Origin of the sequence: Psychrobacter sp. 72-O-c, from assembly GCF_904846605.1 — a bacterium.
Taxonomy (GTDB): Bacteria; Pseudomonadota; Gammaproteobacteria; order Pseudomonadales; family Moraxellaceae; genus Psychrobacter.
The window spans coordinates 80,001-101,464 of record NZ_CAJHBI010000004.1; the positions used below are offsets into that span (position 1 = coordinate 80,001).

The window sequence follows — 21,464 nt, forward strand, 5'->3', positions numbered from 1 at the left end:
TTGCCTTGAGGCGCGGTTTAGCCCTGATTGTAGCGGATATACTTGGTTGGTCACTGGGTTGCGGGGGTTTGGCTAGAGGTGATCGCTCGAATGTTGGAACGCCTCTCGCCTTAGCTCCGCCCCAGTGGGCAGCCAAGATAGGAGCGGAAAGCAGGATTAGCTCCCCCTACTTTTAAAAAATACTCAAAATTCAAACACAAAAAAGGTGAGCCGAAGCCCACCTTTTTATTATCTAAAACAATTACTTTCTAACGAACCCAAGCCCGCGCATTACGGAACATCCGCATCCAAGCGCCGTCTTCGTCCCAGACAGCCGGTTTCCAGCTATGATTGTACGCACGTAGCGTACGCTCAGGATGCGGCATCATAATCGTGACGCGACCATCGGTGCTACATAGACCCGTGACACCGCCGACCGAACCGTTTGGATTGAGAGGATACGTCTCAGTTGGCTGACCTTGGCTGTCTACATAACGCATAGCTAGTTGGCCGTGTTTGGCCATACCGTCGATTTCTGTAGCATTAAGTGTGGCAAAGCCTTCGCCGTGGGCAACCGCAATCGGTAAGATACTGTCTTGCATGCCTTTGAATAATATTGACTTGGTGCGCTCAACTTTTACGTTGACCGTACGCGCTTCAAAGCGAGCCGATTTATTCGCGATAAAGCGTGGGAAGTTCTCAGCTCCAGGGATTAAGTCTTTTAATTGTGCCATCATTTGACAACCGTTACAGACGCCAAGGGTAAAGGTTTCTGGACGAGCAAAGAAGCGGACAAACTGCATGCGCAAGTCGTCATGGAATAAGATAGAGTTTGCCCAGCCCGAGCCTGCGCCCAATACGTCACCGTAGCTAAAGCCGCCACAAGTCACTAAACCTTCAAAATCGCGTAGATTAATACGGCCTTTTAGCAAGTCGCTCATGTGCACGTCTACTGCTTCAAAGCCTGCTTGGGTAAAGCCTGCTGCCATTTCTAACTGACCATTAACGCCTTGCTCCCGTAAGATAGCGACTTTTGGTTTATTGGCACGGCTATTAAGGTAAGGGGCTTCAATCGCTTGGCTCAAATCAAAGTTTGGCGTGGCAATAAGACCTTGATAGCTGCTATCGGTAATCAAGTCATATTCTTGTTGCACGCAAGCAGGATTATCACGGCGACGAGCGATTTGATAGCTGACCTGACTCCACTCTTGTTGTAACTTACCACGGCTAAAGCTTAGGGTTTTATCGCCCATTAGCGTTGGGGTTTGGATAAGTAAACTTTCTTCTTCAGAGCTTTGACCAACTAAGCTCAGCATATCACTGACGTTAAATTCTTCTGCCAATTGCATCAATGCTGGCACGTCTTCCGGCATGACTTGAATGACCGCGCCTAGCTCTTCACTGAACAGTTGACCCAATAAGTTATCATCGGTCAATGACAGCTTGATACCTTGGCGACTGGTAAATTGCATCTCAGCGATAGTTGCCAATAAGCCACCATCACCGATATCGTGATAGGCACTGATAACGTCTTGCGCGTTACCCGCTTGGATAAAGTTAAAGAAATCGACCAAGTCGCTAGGCTGGGCTAAATCTGGGCAGTCATTACCCAATTGGCTAAGGGTTTGCGCGAGGATAGAACCACCTAAACGTAATTTACCTTTAGATAAGTCAATACGGTAAAACGCGCTATCGCCGTTAATTAGTTCAGGAGTTAGGGTTTGGGCCACGTCGACAACTGGAGCAAAAGCAGTAATCACCAAGCTCATTGGCGAGACTACTGACTTGTCTTGTGTACCTGCTTCTGCATCGTTATCCGTCCAATTGGCACGCATAGATAGCGAGTCTTTACCGACTGGAATAGCAATACCTAGCGCAGGGCAAAGCTCTTCGCCAATCGCATGCACGGCATCAAATAATGCTTCATCTTCCGCATCGTCACCACAAGCAGCCATCCAGTTTGCCGACATGGTGATATCTGATAACTGCGCAATGCGAGCACCAGCAATGTTAGTAATGGCTTCACCGACTGCCATGCGCGCAGAAGCAGTTGGGCTAATCAAGGCGACCGGCGTACGTTCACCGACACTCATGGCTTCACCGCTCATTGGTTGCCCATCAAGATTCAGCAGTCCTGAAGCGGTTACTGCACAGTCAGCTACAGGTACTTGATAGCGACCGACATACTGATCGCGCACCACCATGCCAGAGATAGAACGGTCACCAATACTGATTAAGAATGACTTGCTAGCGACGGTAGGATGACGTAAGACGTCAGTGATAGATTCGGCTAAATTAACGTCATCCAGCTCTAATGCTGGCAAAGTTGTCTCTTGACGGCTAAAGCTACGCTTCATCTGCGGCGTGCCACCAAGCAATACTTGCATCGGCATATCGACTGGCTGTTCCGCTAATAATTCATCATCAACGATCAGCTGACGGACATCAGTTGCCGTGCCTAAGATGGCGTATGGGCAGCGCTCACGCGCACAAATCGCATCGAACTGGGCTTCGCTTTCAGGGTGAATTGCCAATACATAACGCTCTTGCGCTTCATTCGACCAAATTGCCATTGGTGACATACCAGCTTCTAACGACGGAATCTTACGCAAGTTTAGATGCGCGCCCATTTCATGGTCATTGACCAATTCTGGCATAGCATTTGATAAGCCGCCTGCGCCCACATCATGAAGAGAAACGATTGGATTACCATCTTTGCCGCCATTACTAACATCGACATCATTACCGGCTAGCGCCCAGCAGCGATCCATCACTTCTTGGCAACGACGTTCCATTTCAGCGTTATCACGTTGAACTGAGGCAAAGTCCAAGCCTTCATCTAATGAACCGCTATCAACCGAAGATGCCGCACCGCCACCCAAACCAATTTGCATCGCTGGGCCACCAAGAACGATTAATAAATCACCTTGCTGAATGCTATTTTTTTCAATTAAGTTGCGTTTGATATTGCCATAACCGCCAGCCAGCATAATCGGCTTATGATAGCCGCGCATTTGGCTGCCATCTTTTGCCGCTGAGGTGTCAATCTGGAAGCTACGGAAATAACCGCAAAGGTTTGGACGACCAAACTCATTAGAGAAGTTGGCACTACCTAAAGGAGCCTCCGTCATAATCTCAAGGCTGGTTGCCATACGATCCGGCGTACCATAGTCTTTTGTACTGACCGTCCCGGACTGCTCCCACTTTTCTGCTAGCTCAGGAATATGGAGATGCGAGACATGAAAGCCAGTCAAGCCCGCTTTTGGCTTACCACCACGTCCGGTCGCGCCTTCATCACGAATCTCACCGCCAGCACCCGTTGCTGCACCAGCATAAGGAGCAATCGCGGTTGGGTGATTATGAGTTTCGACTTTCATTAAGATATCGATTTCTTCTTGATGAAAGCCATAGGGATGCGCTGATTGTTCGTTGTTGGCATCATCAGTATTAGAAACAGGTACTGGATAAAAGCGCCAGCCTTCAGACCCTGCCATCACTGCCGCGTTGTCTTTATAAGCAGACAAAATCCCTTGTGGATTAGATTGATAGGTGTTCTTAATCATTTGAAATAACGATTTAGCTTGGACTTCGCCATCAATCGTCCATTCAGCGTTAAAGATTTTATGACGGCAATGCTCAGAGTTGGCCTGCGCAAACATCATTAGCTCAACGTCAGTTGGATTGCGTTTTAGCTCATCGACATAGGCATTCATTAAATAGTCGATATCTTCGCTAGATAATGCAAAACCGAATTCTGTATTGGCTGATTCTAATGCTTCGCGCCCTTCCCCTATCACGTCGATATGATTCAATGATGCTGGCTGCTGATCATCAAATAATTTACTGGTCTCTGCTAAGTCATAAACCAAGCTTTGGGTCATACGGTCAAACAATAACTGCTCGGCGACTTTCGGCAAAGTTTTATCAGACCCACTATTAAGCGAAGTAGCTGCCAGTGTTAAGGTATAAACAATGACCCGCTCAACGCGATTGATCTCAATTTCACAGTTGTTAAAAATATCAGTCGCTTTACTTGCCCATGGCGATATCGTACCGAAGCGTGGACCAACAATCACTTGTAATTGGTTGTCTTCTGGCGCAGTAATTTCAATATTGCCATTAGCCCCTTTATTAACACCAAGCAAATCTAATGCCTTTTTATGCTCATCACCGTCCAATTCCCGTGATAGCACATAGACTTGCTGAGTGCTGATCTGGGTAACATTTAGCTCGGTTTTTTGCTGAAACTGACTGATGAGTTGCTGCGTCTGAAAGTCGGTTAAGAACGGTTGTCCGGCGATGGTCATCATAAAGGCATATTCCATAGGATGGGCAAAGATAGGCATCACTGCCATACAAAGTAAAAGGTCGAGGTATTATAACAAGAAGACCTGAAATAAGCAGGGTCAAAGCGCGATAAATTCATCTTAGTTAGTAGTAATCAGATAGAGCAAAGAGGTTCAATCAATACTTTTATATTCTATTTTTCTTAAATTTTGATTTTATTAAAGTAGGTCATACATCAATGAATATGCTTTTTACTCAACTGTTGTAGTCCTTACAAACGCTCACATCCTATTACTGGCAGCCTATATAACTGCATGGGTATCTGTCGTTATTCTATATAACGTTAATAAACAAAAACACTATTAAAAAACGCACATCAAAAGCAATTCAACTCAATAAGGACATATTATGAGTAAGCAAGAAAAAATTGACAAAATCCAAGAAGTTATCAAAGACGTTAAATTTGCCATGATGACCACTATAAATAAGAAAGGTGATCTACATGCTTGGCCAATGACTACTACTGAAACTAGCATCGGTGCTAAAGAAATCTGGTTCATTGGTGACAAAACCTCAGACGTCGTTAAAGATATTCAAGATAACCCAAGAGTAGGTCTGTCTTATGCAACCCAAGATGCTAAGAACTATGTTTCTGTGAGTGGTAATGCAGATTTGTCAGATGACAAAGACAAACTAGATGAGCTGTGGTCACCCATTGCTAGTGCTTTTTTTGAACACGGTAAAGAAGATGAAAATGTTCAATTAATTAAAGTCGTACCTCATGGAGTTGAGTGCTGGATTAGCGGTAGCTCTACGATAAATATGTTCAAGATGGCTTCTGCTGCCATGCAAGACGGTAAGACGGCTGAAGATGTAGGCGAGCAGTTCAATATCTCTCTATAGTATTATGAAGTGACCCTATGAGATATTAATCTGAAGCGTCAGTAAGAGTATTTCTTATTGGCGTTTTTTATGAGCTAGATTTTAGGTGTAAGTTCGATAAAGGTGAGCTTACAAACTTTCACAGCGTATTACAGACTACCTCTATTGTTATATCGGCTTATCTCGCTATATTAATAGCTGATTATGATTGAGCGTACAATACAACTTGTTCATTATAAAGTCAGTTTATAGTCAACAAACCAGTTATTCTCAAACCATAAATACTTTAGACCACAAGGATGAATATTATGAGTAAGCAAGAACAAATGGATAAAATCCAAGCTCTAGTCAAAGACGTCAAATACACTATGTTGACTACCCGAACTAGCGAGGATCATCTGCATTCTTGTCCGATGAATACCACTGAAACCAGCATTGGGGCAAAAGAGATTTGGTTCATTGGTCATAAACCTTCTGAAACCGTAGAAAACATTAAGAAGCACCCACAAGTAAACCTTGCTTACACCACTCAAGATGATAAAGACTACTTGTCTATAACCGGCAAAGCAGAACTGGTCGAAGACAAAGAAAAGCTCGATGAATTATGGTCAACTATCTACAATGCTTATTTTGAGCATGGTAAAGAAGATCCAGAAGTTCAGTTGATAAAAGTAGTACCCCACGGTGCAGAATATTGGGCTAACGGCAACTCGTTTGCTAATGTGTTCAAAATTACTGCCGCTGCGGTAACAGACAGTGCTATTGAGAAAAGCTTAGGTGAGAACTTCTCGATAACGCTATAACTTCAATTTGGAAATCGCGTTTTAGAATAGAGTTTCATAATAAAAATTTTGATAGAATTTGATAGCAATGCGCAATAATAGCATTTGATGATAGAGAGAGTAATATCTTAACTATAAATTAAATTTCCATAAAAAACGCCAGTAGCGATGAGCTTACTGGCGTTTTTTTTCAATAAAATTTTACTCTTAACCTTCTAAAACTAGCCACTTTGCTTTAAATAAGGCCACGCTGCTTTAAGGTAAATGAACATCGACCATAAGGTTAAGATGACTGCTGCTACCATTAAGATATAGCCAATCATCTCAAGCGACTCCCAGTTCAACAGTAGCACAGTGATAGCAACCATTTGAAAAGTGGTCTTAAGCTTACCCACATAAGAGACGGCCACACTAGTGCTTTTGCCCAGCTCTGCCATCCATTCACGTAACGCAGAAACTGCAATCTCACGTGAGATAATTACAATCGCGGCAATCGCCATAATAATATTGGGATGCCACTGCACCAAAATAATCAGCGCCGCGGCTACCATAAGCTTATCAGCGACTGGATCTAAGAACCGTCCAAAAGCGGATACCACATTAAGCTTGCGGGCAAAATAACCATCAAGCCAATCGGTAATCGCCGCAATAACAAACACTGCGGTCAACAATAAATGTCGCAGTAGGCTATCGCTAAATTCGCTCATCCCTACCCGTGCGATAACGTTATCCGAAATCGCAGGCATCCCAATACCCATTGCCGGCGGCCAATAAGCAATCGCGACAAACAGCGGAATCATTAAGATGCGCGCGATAGTTAGGTTATTAGGCAAATTAAAAATACTTTTCGTATTCTGTGCTTGCAAGTGTGTGCTCTCGGTCATGGCAAACCTAGTTTAGTGTAAACGTAAGAATGGCCGCTAGCTTAGCATTTTTCACGTCTCTCGTCATGCGCTCTGTGTATGCTCATTGATAGCAAAGAAATGTTATAGAACACCTATACCTTTTGGAACCATGCCAGCCCTTCAAAACTATGCTTGCTTTCAAAAATGTGCCTGTCATTTAAAACCATATCATTAAAAATAATATTTATTTTAATCGTTTTCTACTAGCTATCTAAATCAGTATCTAGAAGAAAAAATTATCCTATTTCAAGAACCTCTGCACTAAATTTTAAAAATGTGACAATGTAGTACAACCCACATAATCGTAATGTCATGTAACCAAGCTAGCGCAACCAGTATAACTTCCGCTATGATGAACATAGGAAGGACACAGTTGTACACTGAAATTCATAAGTAGAAGTAAGAAAGATTTCATTTACCAATTACTGTCCTTGTCTTTATAACTATTTAGCTTTACAAATAATAAGTCTCATAAACATCAGTAAAGAAAGATTAATAATAATAAGTAACAACCGCTGCATTGGTAGTCAGCTACATAATCAGCTTTCCTCAGCCCACAATATCTCCTTTGTGGGTCTTTTTTTGTCTTTAAATTCCGCTTACTTCGGTGTTTGCGTCACTTTAGAGGTTTCATGCGCTAATGACTTGGCCGCTTGCCGCAGCTCAAACTTCTGCACTTTTCCGGTACTGGTTTTTGGAATTTCGGTAAAGATAATATGTTTGGGCACTTTAAAGCTTGGCAAATGCTGCTGGCAATGCTCAATAACTGTATCGCGCTGTAAGGTACTGCCCTCATAAATCTCAATAAAGGCAATCGGTACCTCGCCCCATTTATCATTTGGCGCGGCAACCACCGCGCAACTTTGAATCGCCGGTAACTTATATAGGATATTTTCGACTTCAATGCTGGAGATATTCTCGCCACCGGAGATGATAACGTCTTTAAGCCTATCCATGATTTTGATATAACCATCGGGGTACTTAACACCCAAATCACCGGTGCGGAACCAGCCATCAACAAACGCCGCTTCGGTAGCTTTGCGGCTTTTTAGATAGCCTTTCATCACCATATTACCGCGCAGGGCCAGCTCACCCATCTCTTCACCATCTGATTTTACCGGCTCAGTGGTACCTTGTTTAAAGACCTCAAAACCGGTCATTAAATGCGAGGTGACACCTTGGCGCGATTTCTTTTGCGCACGTCCAGCAACGCCTAGCTCATCCCATTCTTCTTGCTCAGCGCAGATAGTCACAGGTCCATATACTTCGGTAAGGCCGTAAGTATGGGTGATATCAAAGCCCATCTCTTCCATCTGGGTCAACATAGTCTCAGATGGCGGCGCGCCCGCAACCCAGCCTTTAACCTTGTGAGTAATCTTAGCTTTATACTCTGGTTTACCGCTAGCAATCATATTGTGAACGATAGGCGCTGAGCAATAATGGCTCACTTGATACTTAGCAATCAGCTGTAGAATTAAATCGGCATCAATTTTACGCAAACAGACATTCACGCCAGCGCGCTCTGCGATAGTCCATGGAAAGCACCACCCATTACAATGGAATAACGGCAGCGTCCATAGATACATAGGATGCTTGGGCATGTCCCAATCTAAGATATTGGAGAGGGCATTTAATGTGGCGCCACGATGATGATAGACCACGCCTTTTGGCGTACCCGTCGTGCCTGAGGTGTAGTTGAGCGCAATGGCTTCCCACTCGTCTGCTGGTTTCTCCCAATTGTCCAAACGGTCTGAGCTGGCAATTAATTCCTCATAACTCATTTGCCCAAATCGTTCAATATCAATAGCATCATCGGTAGCATGAATGAGGATTAAATTAGGAAAAGTCTCAGTAATAATTTCAGCAAGTTCCACAAATTCGCTATCCAAGATTAAGACTTTTGCTTCTGCGTGTTGTAAGCAAAAAGTTAGTGCGTTGATATCGAGACGGGTATTTAAGGTACAAAGCACACCGCCTGACATCGGTATACCAAATGCGCACTCGACCATCGCTGGAGTATTGGGGAGCATAACTGCAACGGTGTCGTTTTTATCAATATTCAATTTGCGCAGACCATCCGCCAATTGCTGGCAACGAGTATAAGTCTGCTGCCAGGTTTGGGTCAGATTATTATGTTCAAGGTCATCATAGATAATGGCAGTTTTATGCGGATAAACCTGAGCGCTGCGAATAATAAAATCAATAGGAGTAAGCGGTTGATAGTTGGCAGCGTTCTTGCCGAGACCCGTATGAAAGTCAGTCATGTTGATAGTCCTTTATCATGTCTTTGTATGACGTTCTGCATTCTAAAAATGAGACCGTTTATTATAAACAATAGCGCGTAAGAAGCGAGCCTGTTTTGCAGTGTTTGCTTATTTGAATGTCCACTATGTACGTTACTCGCAATCATGTCTAAGTGCGAGCTTTTTAGCAGTTGTTACTTATAGCAACGTACCGTTTCTAAAGTGGATTAACTATAAGTGGCTCACATTTAATATTTACGGCGTACAAACGATACCCTAGCAAACCGCCTGTACGAATTATTTTGCAGCAGTTAGCAAGAGAAAGGATTAAGATAGTATTCACTCATCAGTCGTGTGTGTGCGTAGCTGAGGACAAAGTCGTTGTGTTACGATAGAACGACTATTAAATATTGCCCTATTTTTAGCATAATTTTCAGTATAATTCCCATTGTTTCATAAGGATAATGATATGAGTGCCCGCCTCGATACCGCCAGCCAAAAGACTCCCAGCCCCACAAAATCTAGCCAAAAAAAAGCAAGTAGTAAAAAAACAACGGCTAAAAACACTGACCGTATTGAAACTCAAGATGCCTCGAATGCCTCAGAGAATATGTCTGAGCACTATCCGCATTTATTCATGCCGTTAGATTTAGGCTTTACTACCTTAAAGAACCGTGTGGTTATGGGCTCGATGCATACCGGACTTGAGGATCGCTTTTATAACTATGGCAAGCTTGCCGCGTATTTCGCTGAGCGTGCCAAAGGCGGCGTAGCGATGATGATTACCGGCGGTATCTCGCCCAACCGTGAAGGCTGGCTATTACCGGCAGGCGGTACCATGAACAGCAAGATGGATGTCATCAACCATCAACGCGTGACCCGCGCTGTGCATAAACACGACAGCAAAATCATTATGCAAATCTTGCATAGTGGTCGCTACGGTTATCATCCGTTTGTGGTGTCATCAAGCCCGATTAAGTCGCCAATCTCCCCCTTTAAACCGCGCAAAATGAGCATCAAAAATATCGAGCAGACGGTCGAAGACTTTGCTCGTGCCGCACGCCTTGCTAAGCAAGCAGGTTATGACGGCGTCGAGGTTATGGGCTCTGAGGGTTATTTGCTCAACCAGTTTTTATCAAGCCACGTTAATAAGCGTAAAGATATTTATGGCGGTGATATTCATGGTCGTATGAAGCTGGCAGTAGATGCGGTCAAAGCCGTTCGCGCTGCGGTTGGCGAAGATTTTATTATCTTATTTCGCTTATCAGTGATTGATTTGGTCAAAGACGGCAACGTCATGGATGAAGTCATTACAGTCGCTAAAGCGTTAGAAGAAGCTGGCGTGACTATTATGAATACCGGCATTGGCTGGCATGAAGCCCGTGTACCGACTATCGTCACCAGTGTACCGCGTGCTGCTTTTGTGGACTTTAGCGCTGAGATTAAAAAACACATCAGTATTCCAATGATGGCAGCCAACCGTATCAATATGCCCGATACGGCCGAAGAAATTGTCGCCAGTGGTCAGGCAGACATGATTCAAATGGCCCGTCCGTTCTTAGCCGATCCAAACTGGGTTAATAAAGCTAAGAATGGTGAAGCTGCTCGTATTAATACTTGTATTGCTTGTAATCAAGCTTGCCTTGATCATACTTTTGAAAATAAACGCTCAACTTGTTTGGTCAATCCACAAGCTTGTTATGAGACTGAATTGGTTTACAAGAAGACTAAAAAGCCCAAAAAAGTCGCGGTTATTGGTGGCGGCGTTGCAGGCATGTCAGCGGCACATGTGGCAGCGCTACGTGGTCATAAAGTGACTTTGTTTGAAGCCAAAGATATCTTAGGCGGCCAGTTTAACTACGCCAAAGTCATCCCTGGTAAAGAAGAATTCTTTGAAACCATTCGCTACTATATTAATGAGCTTGAGCATTTAGGCGTTGAAATTAAGCTGAATACTAAAGTGGATAAGTCGCTGTTAGAGGCCGCCAAGTTTCATCATGTCATCGTCGCAACTGGTGTCGTACCCAGAAGTCTGGCAGGTAAATTGGAAGGTGCAGACCTACCTCAAGTCATGAGCTATGCAGAATTGCTATCCGGTGAAAAAGCCGTCGGCGATACGGTAGCAGTCATCGGCGCTGGTGGTATTGGCTTCGATGTCAGTGAATACCTCACCGCCAATCATGGTCAGGCATTAGATGAGCTGGGCTCTGAAGTGTTAAAAGACCCAACTTACCGCCCAAAAGCGCAAACAATTAGCGAATGGCGTGAAGAGTGGGGTGTGACCAGTGATACTGACTATCAAAGCGAAGGTGGTTTGATCAAGCCTGAAGGGATTACGCCCGTACGCCAAGTTTATTTGATGCAGCGTACCAAAGGGCGCTTAGGTGGTAGCCTTAATAAAACGACCGGCTGGGTACATCGCGCCCATGTTAAGTCGCATGGCGTTATTCAAGTATCGGGCGCACAGTACGAAAAAATCACCAATGAAGGTATTTGGATAACTAATAACCAAGGTCAAAGCCAGCTATTACGAGTAGATAGCGTGGTGGTCTGTGCTGGTCAAGAGTCGGTCGTAGATTTAATGCCAAATGTTGGCGATGCACCTGATGCGCAATATCATTTGATTGGTGGTGCAAAACTGTCAGCTGAGCTGGATGCCAAACGTGCCATTCGTGATGGGGCTGAGGTTGCAGCGGGGATTTAAGCGGTTGAATTAAGATATAGAGGCGGTGAGGTAGATTATCTCGCCGCTTTTTTTATAGTTGGAACTTTAGTATTTCGCTTTTCTGTAGGGTGGGTTAGCGGTAGCGTAACCCACCAAATCTATGACTCTGATATCTAGCAGTGGGTTAAGTTTAATCTTTACTCTCTACGAGAACTTGATAAGTCTAACCTAGCGTTATTTACCTACCAGGAACCAATATTTTCCATCGAAACCCATGGTTCAACGGGTTCTAAGCGCTCACCATCTTGCAGTAGCTCGATTGAGATATTATTAGGGTCTTTAACGAAAGCCATATACCCATCTCTAGGTGGTCTTAATATATCGACACCCGCTTCCATAAATATTTCGCATTGCTCATATATATTGTCAACTTTAAAGGCAAAATGACCAAAATTGTCGCCGTTGCTATACTCTTTCTCATCCCAGTTATAAGTAACCTCAATCTCCGGAGCACCCTCATGAGTCGCTAAAAAGTACAAGCTAAATCTACCTGATTCAGAGTCCTTCTTCCTAAGAAGCTCTAATCCCATAAGCTCACAATAGAAGTTTAAGGTGTCCTCTAGTTTGTTCGTTCTAATCATTGCATGTAAGTATTTCATAACAGCTCCTTATAATTTATAATTCTCGGAAAATTTAGTAATTGTAGATACTGTGGGTTATATTTAATTCTTATAACACACAAACCCCAAAATCTAACTCTCCATCTCGCCGATCAACCACCCGCAAAAATCATTAACTTGCGGTTCTAAATCAGGTTGAGCTTCTTTTAAACCATCCAACTTAGCTTTGATATCATCCTTATTATATTTAATACCGGTCAGCGTGTCTTTTAAGAGGTCAATCAACTCAACATTTAATGCATCAGAAAAGATGACTACTTGTTCAATTACCGCTTGTTTTACATCCATATGTAAATCAATCATGCCCCAATCAAACCGAGTTTCGATACGATGTGAGAATTCAGGAGTTTTGCCAAAGCGCCAATCCCAGTCCGACATTTGCTGATAGTATTTATTAAGATTAGGCTGCTTTGCGAGACTGGCTTCATCTAGCTCTTCTACCTCGACCGTTTGTCCATAATACTCACAAAACGCCTCGATAATCGCTTCAGACAGCATCTCGTGATTAATGTCTTTATTAAATTCAACTAAGTTAGCGACACGCGAGCGCACAGACTTGATGCCTTTTGCTTGCAATTTTAGCGGATGCGGGTTGAGATAATCACCAAGCTTTTGCATGTCGGCGTTCACTAATAAAGTACCGTGATGAAAGCTGCGATCAATAGCATGTTTGAAGGCGCTGCCTGATATTTTGCGATCGCCAACTTGCATGTCGTTACGGCCAGAAAGCTCGGCGTCTATTCCCAATTTTTTCAGGGCATTTACGATGATTGCAAAGTTAGCTGCCTGATCGTACTCATTTTTGGGTGATAAAAAGGTAAAGTTAGTATTGCCTAAATCATGAAAAACAGCCCCACCACCACTTTGACGCCGAGCCAGAAAGACATTGTCTTCTTCCATTTTATCGGTTTTACATTCTACCCAAGGATTTTGCGAGCGCCCAACCACCACAGTTTCATCATTACGCCATAAGAATAGCGTATGCGAGTCGGCATCAAGCGCTTGGAATATCCAATCCTCAGTTGCCAAGTTAAACCAAGGGTTAGTCACTTCAGACTTTAATATGCGTAGTTTCATTTGTTTGTTCCTCTTTAGAATGAGTTTTATAGATTAGTTCTTATAAGCTAGCTTTTATAAATTAGATGCAGTCATTCTTACCGATGCGCGATTAAAACTCAATTGCTATCTAGTGAGCAGTTTGGTTTGGAGCTTTTGGTAATATGCGATAGGTTTTAACCCAGAAAACCTTAAGGCAATAAAATTCTGGGCAAAATTTCCAGATTTTTATTGCCTATATTTTGTTATCCATATCACTTCACTCACGATACCGATAATATCTAACATCAAGTCCCTCCACTTATTTTTATACGGTCATTGAGACGTTTAACAGTTGCGCTTACTTAGTAGTTACCAAACCGTTTTCACACCCTCATTATTGAGCATAAACATAGAAGTTATTCGGTACTTCAAGTAAGAATATTAAGCTTTGATTTGGAGTAACACGTTGATTTATTTATTATGGATTAGCTATTGCTAATATAACGACTGCTTTCTAACCAGCTATACCAAACCTTAAGAAAATTGGAAATATTTACGTACAAGGATTGTGTCTTGGCAAGCGCTGCTAAGTAATCTGTTAGGTCATTTGAATCACTTTATCGCTTAGCCAATTCTTACTGTTATTTTTCAATTATTAGCATTATCCATCCTTCATCGTTTTTATTAAATTTACTTTCTTAACACACTGATAAGAGCACGTGAATGATGAGTATTATCAATATCGATATCATGTTATATCGGTGTTTATGTTTGTAAATTCTGCTTGAATAACCAGCCCTATCCCCTATAAAGGAAACCGATAAAAGCATATTTTTTTGTGTTTTTATAATTTTTTAGGCAAGATTTATTACCAACCAATCTTTTTATAATAGTAACGAATAGGGCAGATTATGGCACACGATAACTTATTTGAATCCGTTAAAATGGGCACTCAAACTTTAAAAAACCGTATTGTTATGGCACCATTAACCCGCTTGCGCGCGGTTGAGCCAAGCGACGTTCCTACAGCATTGGCAAGTGAATATTACTCACAGCGTGCAGGGTCAGGTCTTATCATTACCGAGGCGACGCAAGTCTCATTTCAAGCGAAAGGCTATGCAGGCGCACCAGGTATCCATACCCAAGATCAGACCACCGCTTGGAAAACGATTGTGGACAATGTGCATGCCAAAGGCGGCAAGATCGTCGTACAATTGTGGCATACCGGCCTGGTCGCACACAAAAGCGTCCAGCCTGATGGACAAGCGCCCATCTCTGCCTCCGATATCGATGTCGGTGTTCGTACCTCTCTCCGTGATAGCGACAATCAAGCCATCAGAGTGGCTGCCACCCCGCCGCGTCCTGCAACGCTGGATGAGATTAAGCAAGTGATTGCAGACTTCGTTCATGCGACCAAATGCGCACAAGAAGCTGGTTTTGACGGCGTAGAAGTTCATGGCGCGCATGGTTATCTATTGCATCAATTTTGGGTAGAGCAGACCAATCAGCGCGATGATAACTACGGCGGCAGTCGTGACAATCGTGCACGTTTGACGCTTGACGTTATCGATGCGTGTGTCGATGCCTGGGATGCTGATCATGTTGGTGTTCGTATATCACCGCTAGGCACGTTCAATAATGTTGAAGCGGGCTACGATGAAGACGAAAGCATCTGGATGATTGAGCAGATTAACAAACGTGGTTTAATGTATCTGCATTTGTCTGAGCCTGATTGGGCAGGTGGTACGCCGTACAACGACGAATTCCGTAAAAATATTCGCGCCGCCTTTGATAATACGATTATCGCAGCTGGTGGTTACACAGTAGAGAAAGCTGTAAAAAACACTAGCGCCGGCTTCGTTGACGCAGTGGCGTTTGGTCGTGACTATATTGCTACGCCTGATTTGGCTGAGCGTATTCGTGAAGACGTCCCATTCAATGAGCAGCATCCAGATAGTTTTTATGGTGGTGGCACTGAAGGTTATACCGATTATCAGTTTATGAACCAAGCTTAATAAGTAAATGCTTTAAATAATAGCCTTACCCATAGCAAAATCTATAGCAAATAAAAAGCCGCCTTATTGTTTAGTAAGGCGGCTTTTTTTATTGTCTACTTGGCACGGTTTTATCGTTTAACCAAAATTACCATTTTGATAGTCACGGAAAGTCTGCTTTAATTCTTCTTGCGTGGTCATCACGAATGGTCCGTAACCCACAACTGGCTCGCCAATAGGTTCACCGCTTAGTAGTAATAACTTGACCGATGCTGAGGTTGACTGAGCATTAGACGTTGGAAGATAAGTGAGTTTGATAGTATCAGTAACATCATTTTGCGCTGGTGAGTTTTGCTCATTACCCCCAATCGGCGCCTCAAATTGGATAAGTTGTCCAGCAGTGACCCACCTATCATTAATAAGCAGCTCGCCTTCTTGCACCAGTAGCATCACGTTATGAGTGTTCGGAATCTGTAGGGTCGTCGACCCTGCTACGTGTAACTCAATATCCCATAGATTGACTGAGGTAAACGTACTGGCAGCGCCTGACGTTCCTTGCCAGTCACCAGCGATAATAACGGCTTTACCAATGGACACTTGCTCGCCGATGTTGTTATGAGCGGTTAACTCGACGGTAGGCATATCAGCACGTTTGATTGTCTGATATTTGGGATCGGCTAGTTTGTGCGCGCGGGGTAGATTAATCCACAGCTGCACCATGCTAAAGACACCGCCGCGTTGTCCAAATGCTGTTGAGTGAAACTCCTCGTGCATGATACCGCGTCCTGCGGTCATCCATTGCACATCACCTTCCAAGATAACGCCGTGTCCGCCTGCTGAGTCGGCATGACTGATTTCACCTGAATAGGCCAAGGTTACGGTTTCAAAGCCTTTGTGTGGATGCTGCCCGACACCATGTGGCTGCGACTCATAATTAGGGTTGGGCGCAAATGTCGTCGGCTCACCATAGTCAAACAATAAAAAAGGGTCCGTATGGGTGTAATTAAAGTCAGGATTGGCCTCAAGATGATTAATTAAGGTTCTCACATAAAAACCATCCCCTACCCAATGGGGCGCTTTATCGCCATGAAGATGTTTGATTGCACGCATTTATCACCTCCTAAAATAGGCTCGATTTTAAAAATATGACAATAAATAACTGTTAAGTCATTCTAAATATTTCAGCCATTAACGGTTGTTAAATTTCACAATGACTAGAATACTAACTATAAATAAAAAGCGGCTAAACCACAAGATTAAACATTATTTAAATCGCTTGCCTGCTTGCTATATATAATGAAACTTAAATAAAATAGAGATGACATACAAACTCGCAATCAAATAACCTCACCGCAAACAAAACCACTTGCCCATGCCCATTGGAAGTTGTAGCCGCCAAGCCAACCCGTCACATCCAGCACTTCACCGATGAAATATAGTCCCTCTTGATAGTTGCTTTGCATGGTTTTGGACGAGACTTCATCAGTCCTCACACCACCGCGAGTAACCTCAGCGGTACGATAGCCTTCGGTGCCAGAGGGTTTGAGTTGCCAACCATTAATGGTCGCCCCAAGCTCTGCTAGACGTTCATCTTTAATATTAGCAAGCTCAGTGTTTTTGATATCGTCCCACAGCGTAGTTTGTAGTGCGGTCAGTAGCTTTTTAGGTAAGCTATTATTAGTATAATCAGTCAGTACTGTACGGATGAGCTGCTTCGGATGCGACTTTTTATGAGCAAGTAGCAACTCAGTTATATCGATATCGGGGAGTAAGTTAATACTTATATATTCGCCCGTTTGCCAATAGTTAGACAGCTGCAGCATCGCAGGACCAGACAGTCCTCGATGAGTAAATAGCATTGACAGTCGGAACGAGATACGAGCGTTACTAGCAATGACTGGTAAGCTGATACCCGCCAACGCGCGAATCAACTCACCTGTTTTATCGGTAAAAGTAAACGGTACGAGGCTAGCATCTATAGGATTTAAGTGATGTCCAAACTGCTGTGCCAACTCATATCCTAGACCGCTGGCGCCCATCGTTGGAATAGACAGCCCGCCAGTGGCGACCACCAGCGATTCACAGCTATAGGTCGTTTGAGCTGGCTTTATCTCGTCTGCCGAGTCTTTTTTGTCCTTCTTACTGAGTTTCTTACTCGTTAACAGCTGAAAGCGCGCGCTATCATTGTTTGCATTACGGTCACCATTCTCAGGGACCCAAACCTGTTCAACCTGAGTATTGAGCCGCACTTGCACGCCAGTAGCCGCGCATTCATCCAGCAGCATCGACAGGATATCTTGCGCGGAATCATCGCAGAATAGCTGCCCATGTTCACGTTCGTGATAGGCAATCTTATGTTGCTCAACCAGCCCAATAAATTCCCAGCTGGGATAACGGCTCAGCGCTGACTTACAGAAATGTTGATTGGCCCCAATAAAGTGCTCAGGCTCCACAAAATAATTAGTAAAGTTACAGCGACCGCCGCCTGACATTAAGATTTTTTTGCCCGCTTTATTGGCATGATCGAGTACCAGCACGCGGCGACCACGGCGACCAGCAGTGAGCGCACAGTATAACCCTGATGCGCCAGCGCCGATAACGATGACGTCAAAGTGACTACTGATGGACTTCCTGGCTATTGATTGATTGTCCACTGACTGACTATCTGACTTAACTGGTGCAGCTTGATTTGGCGTTTGACTCATGATGATGACTTATAGAGTAGGTTTGGATAAGTGATATAAAATGTCTAAATTATATCATGGTAATAATAGAAGTGTTTTAAAGTGATTAACATGGGTAGCTTTAGTTCGCTGTGAGTCAATGCACTGTCCACGTTGACGGTACTATTCTTAGCTCACTCTGAAGACTGCACTCGGTTTCTTTTTATTGACACTACCTCAAATTAACAAGATTATAAAAATTAGTGAATAACTGTACATTTTGTGTAGACAAGGATTATTTGTTGGTATAGAGTAAAAGTATCAAGATTGTTCGTTAATATTACTATTGTGTGTTTTTATCTTACTGATTTTTAACACTGTAATAACTTTGACTTAAAGAAAATGATGTTTTTTAGAATCGGTTTAACTAAAAAACCAATCAATCGAACGGCTGATTTAAACAGGGTCACGGATGACAATGCTAAGACAAAAGGGAATTTATGGATATCCTACAACTGCTCATTAGCGGTATTGCTAATGGTTGTATATATGGGCTATTGGCGTTAGGTTTTGTACTGATTTACAAAGCCTCTGAGGCAGTGAACTTTGCCCAAGGCGACATGCTTATGCTCGGTGCCTTTTTAGGCATAGCTTTTATCAACACCGATGAAGCAAACCTTCCTTTCCTATTGGGTATTACCTTAGCCTCCATTATTATGGGGGTGTTCGGTTATCTGCTTGATCGATTCGTGCTGCGCGGCATTTTTGGTCAGCCGCAATTCGCTATGGTAATTCTTACTATCTCGCTCGGCTTTTTAATACGCTTTGGTGCTGGTGTAATTTGGGGACATAGCCCAGTCTCATTACAGACACCATTTTCGGGTAAGATGTTGGCATTAGGCTCGCTTAGTATTGCTTATGTTGACCTTATTATTATCGTATCTACCATTGCATTGACCTCTATTTTATACTTCTTTTTTGCCCATACTCGACTTGGTATTGCTATGCAAGCAAGCAGCCAAAACCAGATGGCCGCTTATTATATGGGCATTCCGGTTAAACGAGTAAATGGTATTGTTTGGGCGTTGTCTGGGGTGGTTGCTGCACTTGCCGGTATATTATTTGCAGCGAAAGGTGCCATTGAACCCTCCATCGGCTTATTATTCGGTATCAAAGCTTTTGCAGCTGCCGTAATTGGTGGTCTAGGCTCTCTACCTGGTGCCCTCGTAGGGGGACTATTAGTAGGTGTGATAGAACCTTTTGCCGGTCGTTATCTACCGTTAGGTCTTAGTCAGATTGCGCCCTATGTGGTTATGTTGATTGTGTTAATCATACGTCCAGGCGGTATTTTTTCTCAGGTCAAACAGAAAAAAGTATAGAAGCTTTGACTCAAGGATGACCAAGCTTTCTCTAAACAATTTCAAGGATGAGAACTGTCAATGAAAGCCCAGTTTAAACACAGCTACGATCAAGATATCAATGTCTTCGATGATAAACGCCAACTCATAAAATATGGCGTGCTTCTCTTGCTACTCCTAATGGCGCCTTGGTTGCTAAGTAACTATTATATTAGTGAGCTTAGTGCCATATTAATTTGGTCTATAGCAGGACTTGGTCTTATGCTCTTGACGGGTCATACCGGACAAGTCAGTTTAGGTCATGCCGCCTTTATGGCTATAGGGGCTTTTAGCCATCTGGCACTCATGAGCCGAGGCTGGAATTTTTTTCCGGCTTTAATTGCCTGTGCGCTAATTACAGGTGTCATCGGTGCCATGATTGCCAGACCAATCTTAAGAACTAGCGGTATCTATTTGGCTATTGCTACGCTGGCGCTTAGTATTATCATCGAAGATATTGCTATCGTTGCTGAGCCCATTACCGGCGGCATCTCTGGCACCTTTGCTTCTCCCATTAATTTCTTTGGTTATACTATCGATCGCTACATCACGCCAAAGGCCTTTTATTACTTATGCTTGGCGCTAGTGGTGCTGATTACCTTTGGTTATATTAATCTGCTCAGAAGTAATACTGGCCGCTCTTTTTTGGCCATTAGAGATAGTGAAGTCTCTGCCCGCGCACTTGGCGTCAATGTACCACAAGCAAAAACTTTAGCCTTTAGCTTATCCTGTGCGATTACTGCTATTGGCGGTGCTATGTATGGGCATTTTGTGCAAGCTGTTAACTATGAGAGCTTTACCGTTATTATCTCCATAACCATACTACTGCAGATTGTCATTGGTGGTTTAGGCTCCATACACGGTGCATTTTTTGGCGCTGTGGTAGTGGTCTTATTACCACAAGTTATTGCTATCTTAGGCGACGTCATTGGTCAAAGTACTGGCGCTAGTATCACGAGTATTCCTGGTATTGATACGGCGTTATTTGCTTTGGTCATCGTCGTGATGATCATTTATGAACCACGTGGTATCTATGGAATATGGATAAAAATACGCACTTGGTTCAGGATGTTTCCGTTATATCGAAAAGGTTTATTCCGCCGCTCCAAAACTTATCTTAAAACGGAGCGTATGCGATGAGCTTATTACAAGTGGAGTCATTATCTATCGCGTTTGGTGGCGTTAAAGCGGTTGATAACATTAGCTTTGAAGTACAAGAAGGTGAGATATTTACTATCGTAGGCCCTAACGGTGCTGGTAAATCAACTATTTTTAACTTAATTAGCCGCTTATACGAGCCGCTAAATGGTCGCATTGTTTTTGATGGTACTGATATTACGCGAGTGCCCGCTCACGATATTGCCAAACTTGGCATTGCTCGTACTTTTCAGAACATTGAGCTGTTTGATCACTCTAGTGTATTACAAAACTTGCTTATCGGTCGTCATTCTCAGCGCAATACGACATGGATACAGGACTTGCTATTCTTACCAAAGGTGCGCCGTAGTGAGCGCGAGCATCGTCTGCAAGTTGAGAAGATTATAGATTTTTTAGAATTAGCCCCTTATCGAGATCAGCTGATTGCAGGCTTGCCTTATGGTATTAGAAAAGTAGTCGAAATTGCCAGAGCGTTAGCGGCTAACCCAAAGCTTATTTTGCTCGATGAGCCAGCCTCAGGTCTCAGTGTAGAAGAAACTTCTGAGATGGCATGGTGGATTGAAGATATGCAAAAAGACTTAGGCTTGACTATCTTGATGGTAGAGCATGACATGAGCTTAGTGAATCGGGTGTCAGATCGAGTGTTGGCAGTGGCTGAAGGTAAGTTTTTGGCTCAAGGTACTGCTGCTGAGGTACAAGCCAATCCGCAAGTCATCGAGGCCTATCTTGGGCAGGAGAGTGTTTGATGCAATCTATTAAGAAACCACTGTCACCTGCAGCGCCTGCAACTG

14 protein-coding genes are annotated in these 21,464 nt (G+C 43.4%); 7 read left to right on the forward strand and 7 right to left on the reverse strand.

The genetic code is table 11. The annotated features are described in order from the left end of the window. Positions 1-248 precede the first annotated feature (248 nt). Positions 249-4,289: a phosphoribosylformylglycinamidine synthase gene (gene purL / locus JMX97_RS02175; protein ID WP_201554939.1), complete on the reverse strand. Its 4,041-nt coding sequence runs from the start codon at positions 4,287-4,289 to the stop codon at positions 249-251. Positions 4,290-4,674: 385 nt separating this feature from the next. Between purL and JMX97_RS02180 the strand changes: the two genes are divergently transcribed. After that, positions 4,675-5,169, forward strand: a complete 495-nt coding sequence (locus JMX97_RS02180) for a pyridoxamine 5'-phosphate oxidase family protein (protein ID WP_201554765.1) — start codon at positions 4,675-4,677, stop codon at positions 5,167-5,169. 287 nt (positions 5,170-5,456) lie between these two features. Then, positions 5,457-5,951 carry a pyridoxamine 5'-phosphate oxidase family protein gene (locus tag JMX97_RS02185; RefSeq protein ID WP_201554774.1) on the forward strand — a complete coding sequence of 165 codons (495 nt, stop codon included), beginning with the start codon at positions 5,457-5,459 and terminating at the stop codon, positions 5,949-5,951. 200 nt (positions 5,952-6,151) lie between these two features. Here JMX97_RS02185 and pgsA read toward each other — a convergent pair whose 3' ends face one another. Next, complete coding sequence (gene pgsA, locus JMX97_RS02190; RefSeq protein WP_201554776.1) at positions 6,152-6,814, reverse strand: CDP-diacylglycerol--glycerol-3-phosphate 3-phosphatidyltransferase; 663 nt, start codon at positions 6,812-6,814, stop codon at positions 6,152-6,154. Positions 6,815-7,434: 620 nt separating this feature from the next. Continuing rightward, positions 7,435-9,099: an AMP-binding protein gene (locus tag JMX97_RS02195; RefSeq protein ID WP_201554778.1), complete on the reverse strand. Its 1,665-nt coding sequence runs from the start codon at positions 9,097-9,099 to the stop codon at positions 7,435-7,437. A 589-nt stretch (positions 9,100-9,688) separates the two neighbouring features. Here JMX97_RS02195 and JMX97_RS02200 point away from each other — a divergent pair. After that, a complete protein-coding gene (locus tag JMX97_RS02200) occupies positions 9,689-11,782 on the forward strand; it encodes an NADPH-dependent 2,4-dienoyl-CoA reductase (RefSeq protein ID WP_201554941.1) in 2,094 nt (697 codons plus the stop codon). A gap of 203 nt (positions 11,783-11,985) precedes the next feature. Here the strand turns inward: JMX97_RS02200 and JMX97_RS02205 are convergent, their stop codons facing one another. Together JMX97_RS02205 and JMX97_RS02210 are read right to left on the reverse strand one after the other, a co-directional pair. Further along, positions 11,986-12,402 (reverse strand): VOC family protein, encoded by a 417-nt coding sequence (locus tag JMX97_RS02205; RefSeq protein ID WP_201554787.1) that lies wholly within the window; start codon positions 12,400-12,402, stop codon positions 11,986-11,988. Between the two features lie 93 nt (positions 12,403-12,495). Further along, on the reverse strand, positions 12,496-13,500 hold the full coding sequence (locus JMX97_RS02210) for a lipoate--protein ligase (protein ID WP_201554793.1): 1,005 nt from the start codon (positions 13,498-13,500) through the stop codon (positions 12,496-12,498). A gap of 872 nt (positions 13,501-14,372) precedes the next feature. On the opposite strand from JMX97_RS02210, the gene JMX97_RS02215 reads away from it, so the two are divergent. Next, positions 14,373-15,476 (forward strand): alkene reductase, encoded by a 1,104-nt coding sequence (locus JMX97_RS02215; RefSeq protein WP_201554794.1) that lies wholly within the window; start codon positions 14,373-14,375, stop codon positions 15,474-15,476. Between the two features lie 117 nt (positions 15,477-15,593). Here JMX97_RS02215 and JMX97_RS02220 read toward each other — a convergent pair whose 3' ends face one another. Together JMX97_RS02220 and JMX97_RS02225 are read right to left on the reverse strand one after the other, a co-directional pair. Next, positions 15,594-16,565, reverse strand: coding sequence for a pirin family protein (locus tag JMX97_RS02220; protein ID WP_201554795.1), 972 nt, complete (start codon positions 16,563-16,565; stop codon positions 15,594-15,596). 227 nt (positions 16,566-16,792) lie between these two features. Then, positions 16,793-18,079 carry an NAD(P)/FAD-dependent oxidoreductase gene (locus JMX97_RS02225; protein WP_227671411.1) on the reverse strand — a complete coding sequence of 429 codons (1,287 nt, stop codon included), beginning with the start codon at positions 18,077-18,079 and terminating at the stop codon, positions 16,793-16,795. A gap of 539 nt (positions 18,080-18,618) precedes the next feature. Here JMX97_RS02225 and JMX97_RS02230 point away from each other — a divergent pair. Genes JMX97_RS02230 through JMX97_RS02240 form a run of 3 tightly spaced genes read left to right on the forward strand, consistent with a single transcriptional unit; the run spans position 18,619 to position 21,419 of the window. Further along, entirely contained in the window at positions 18,619-19,497 is an 879-nt protein-coding gene (locus JMX97_RS02230) for a branched-chain amino acid ABC transporter permease (RefSeq protein WP_201554797.1), read from the forward strand. 60 nt (positions 19,498-19,557) lie between these two features. Further along, the gene (locus JMX97_RS02235; RefSeq protein ID WP_201554799.1) at positions 19,558-20,655 is read left to right on the forward strand and encodes a branched-chain amino acid ABC transporter permease; all 1,098 of its coding nucleotides are present in this window, start codon (positions 19,558-19,560) and stop codon (positions 20,653-20,655) included. Then, positions 20,652-21,419 carry an ABC transporter ATP-binding protein gene (locus tag JMX97_RS02240; RefSeq protein WP_201554801.1) on the forward strand — a complete coding sequence of 256 codons (768 nt, stop codon included), beginning with the start codon at positions 20,652-20,654 and terminating at the stop codon, positions 21,417-21,419. The genes JMX97_RS02235 and JMX97_RS02240 overlap by 4 nt, the downstream gene beginning before the upstream one ends. Positions 21,420-21,464: the final 45 nt, after the last annotated feature.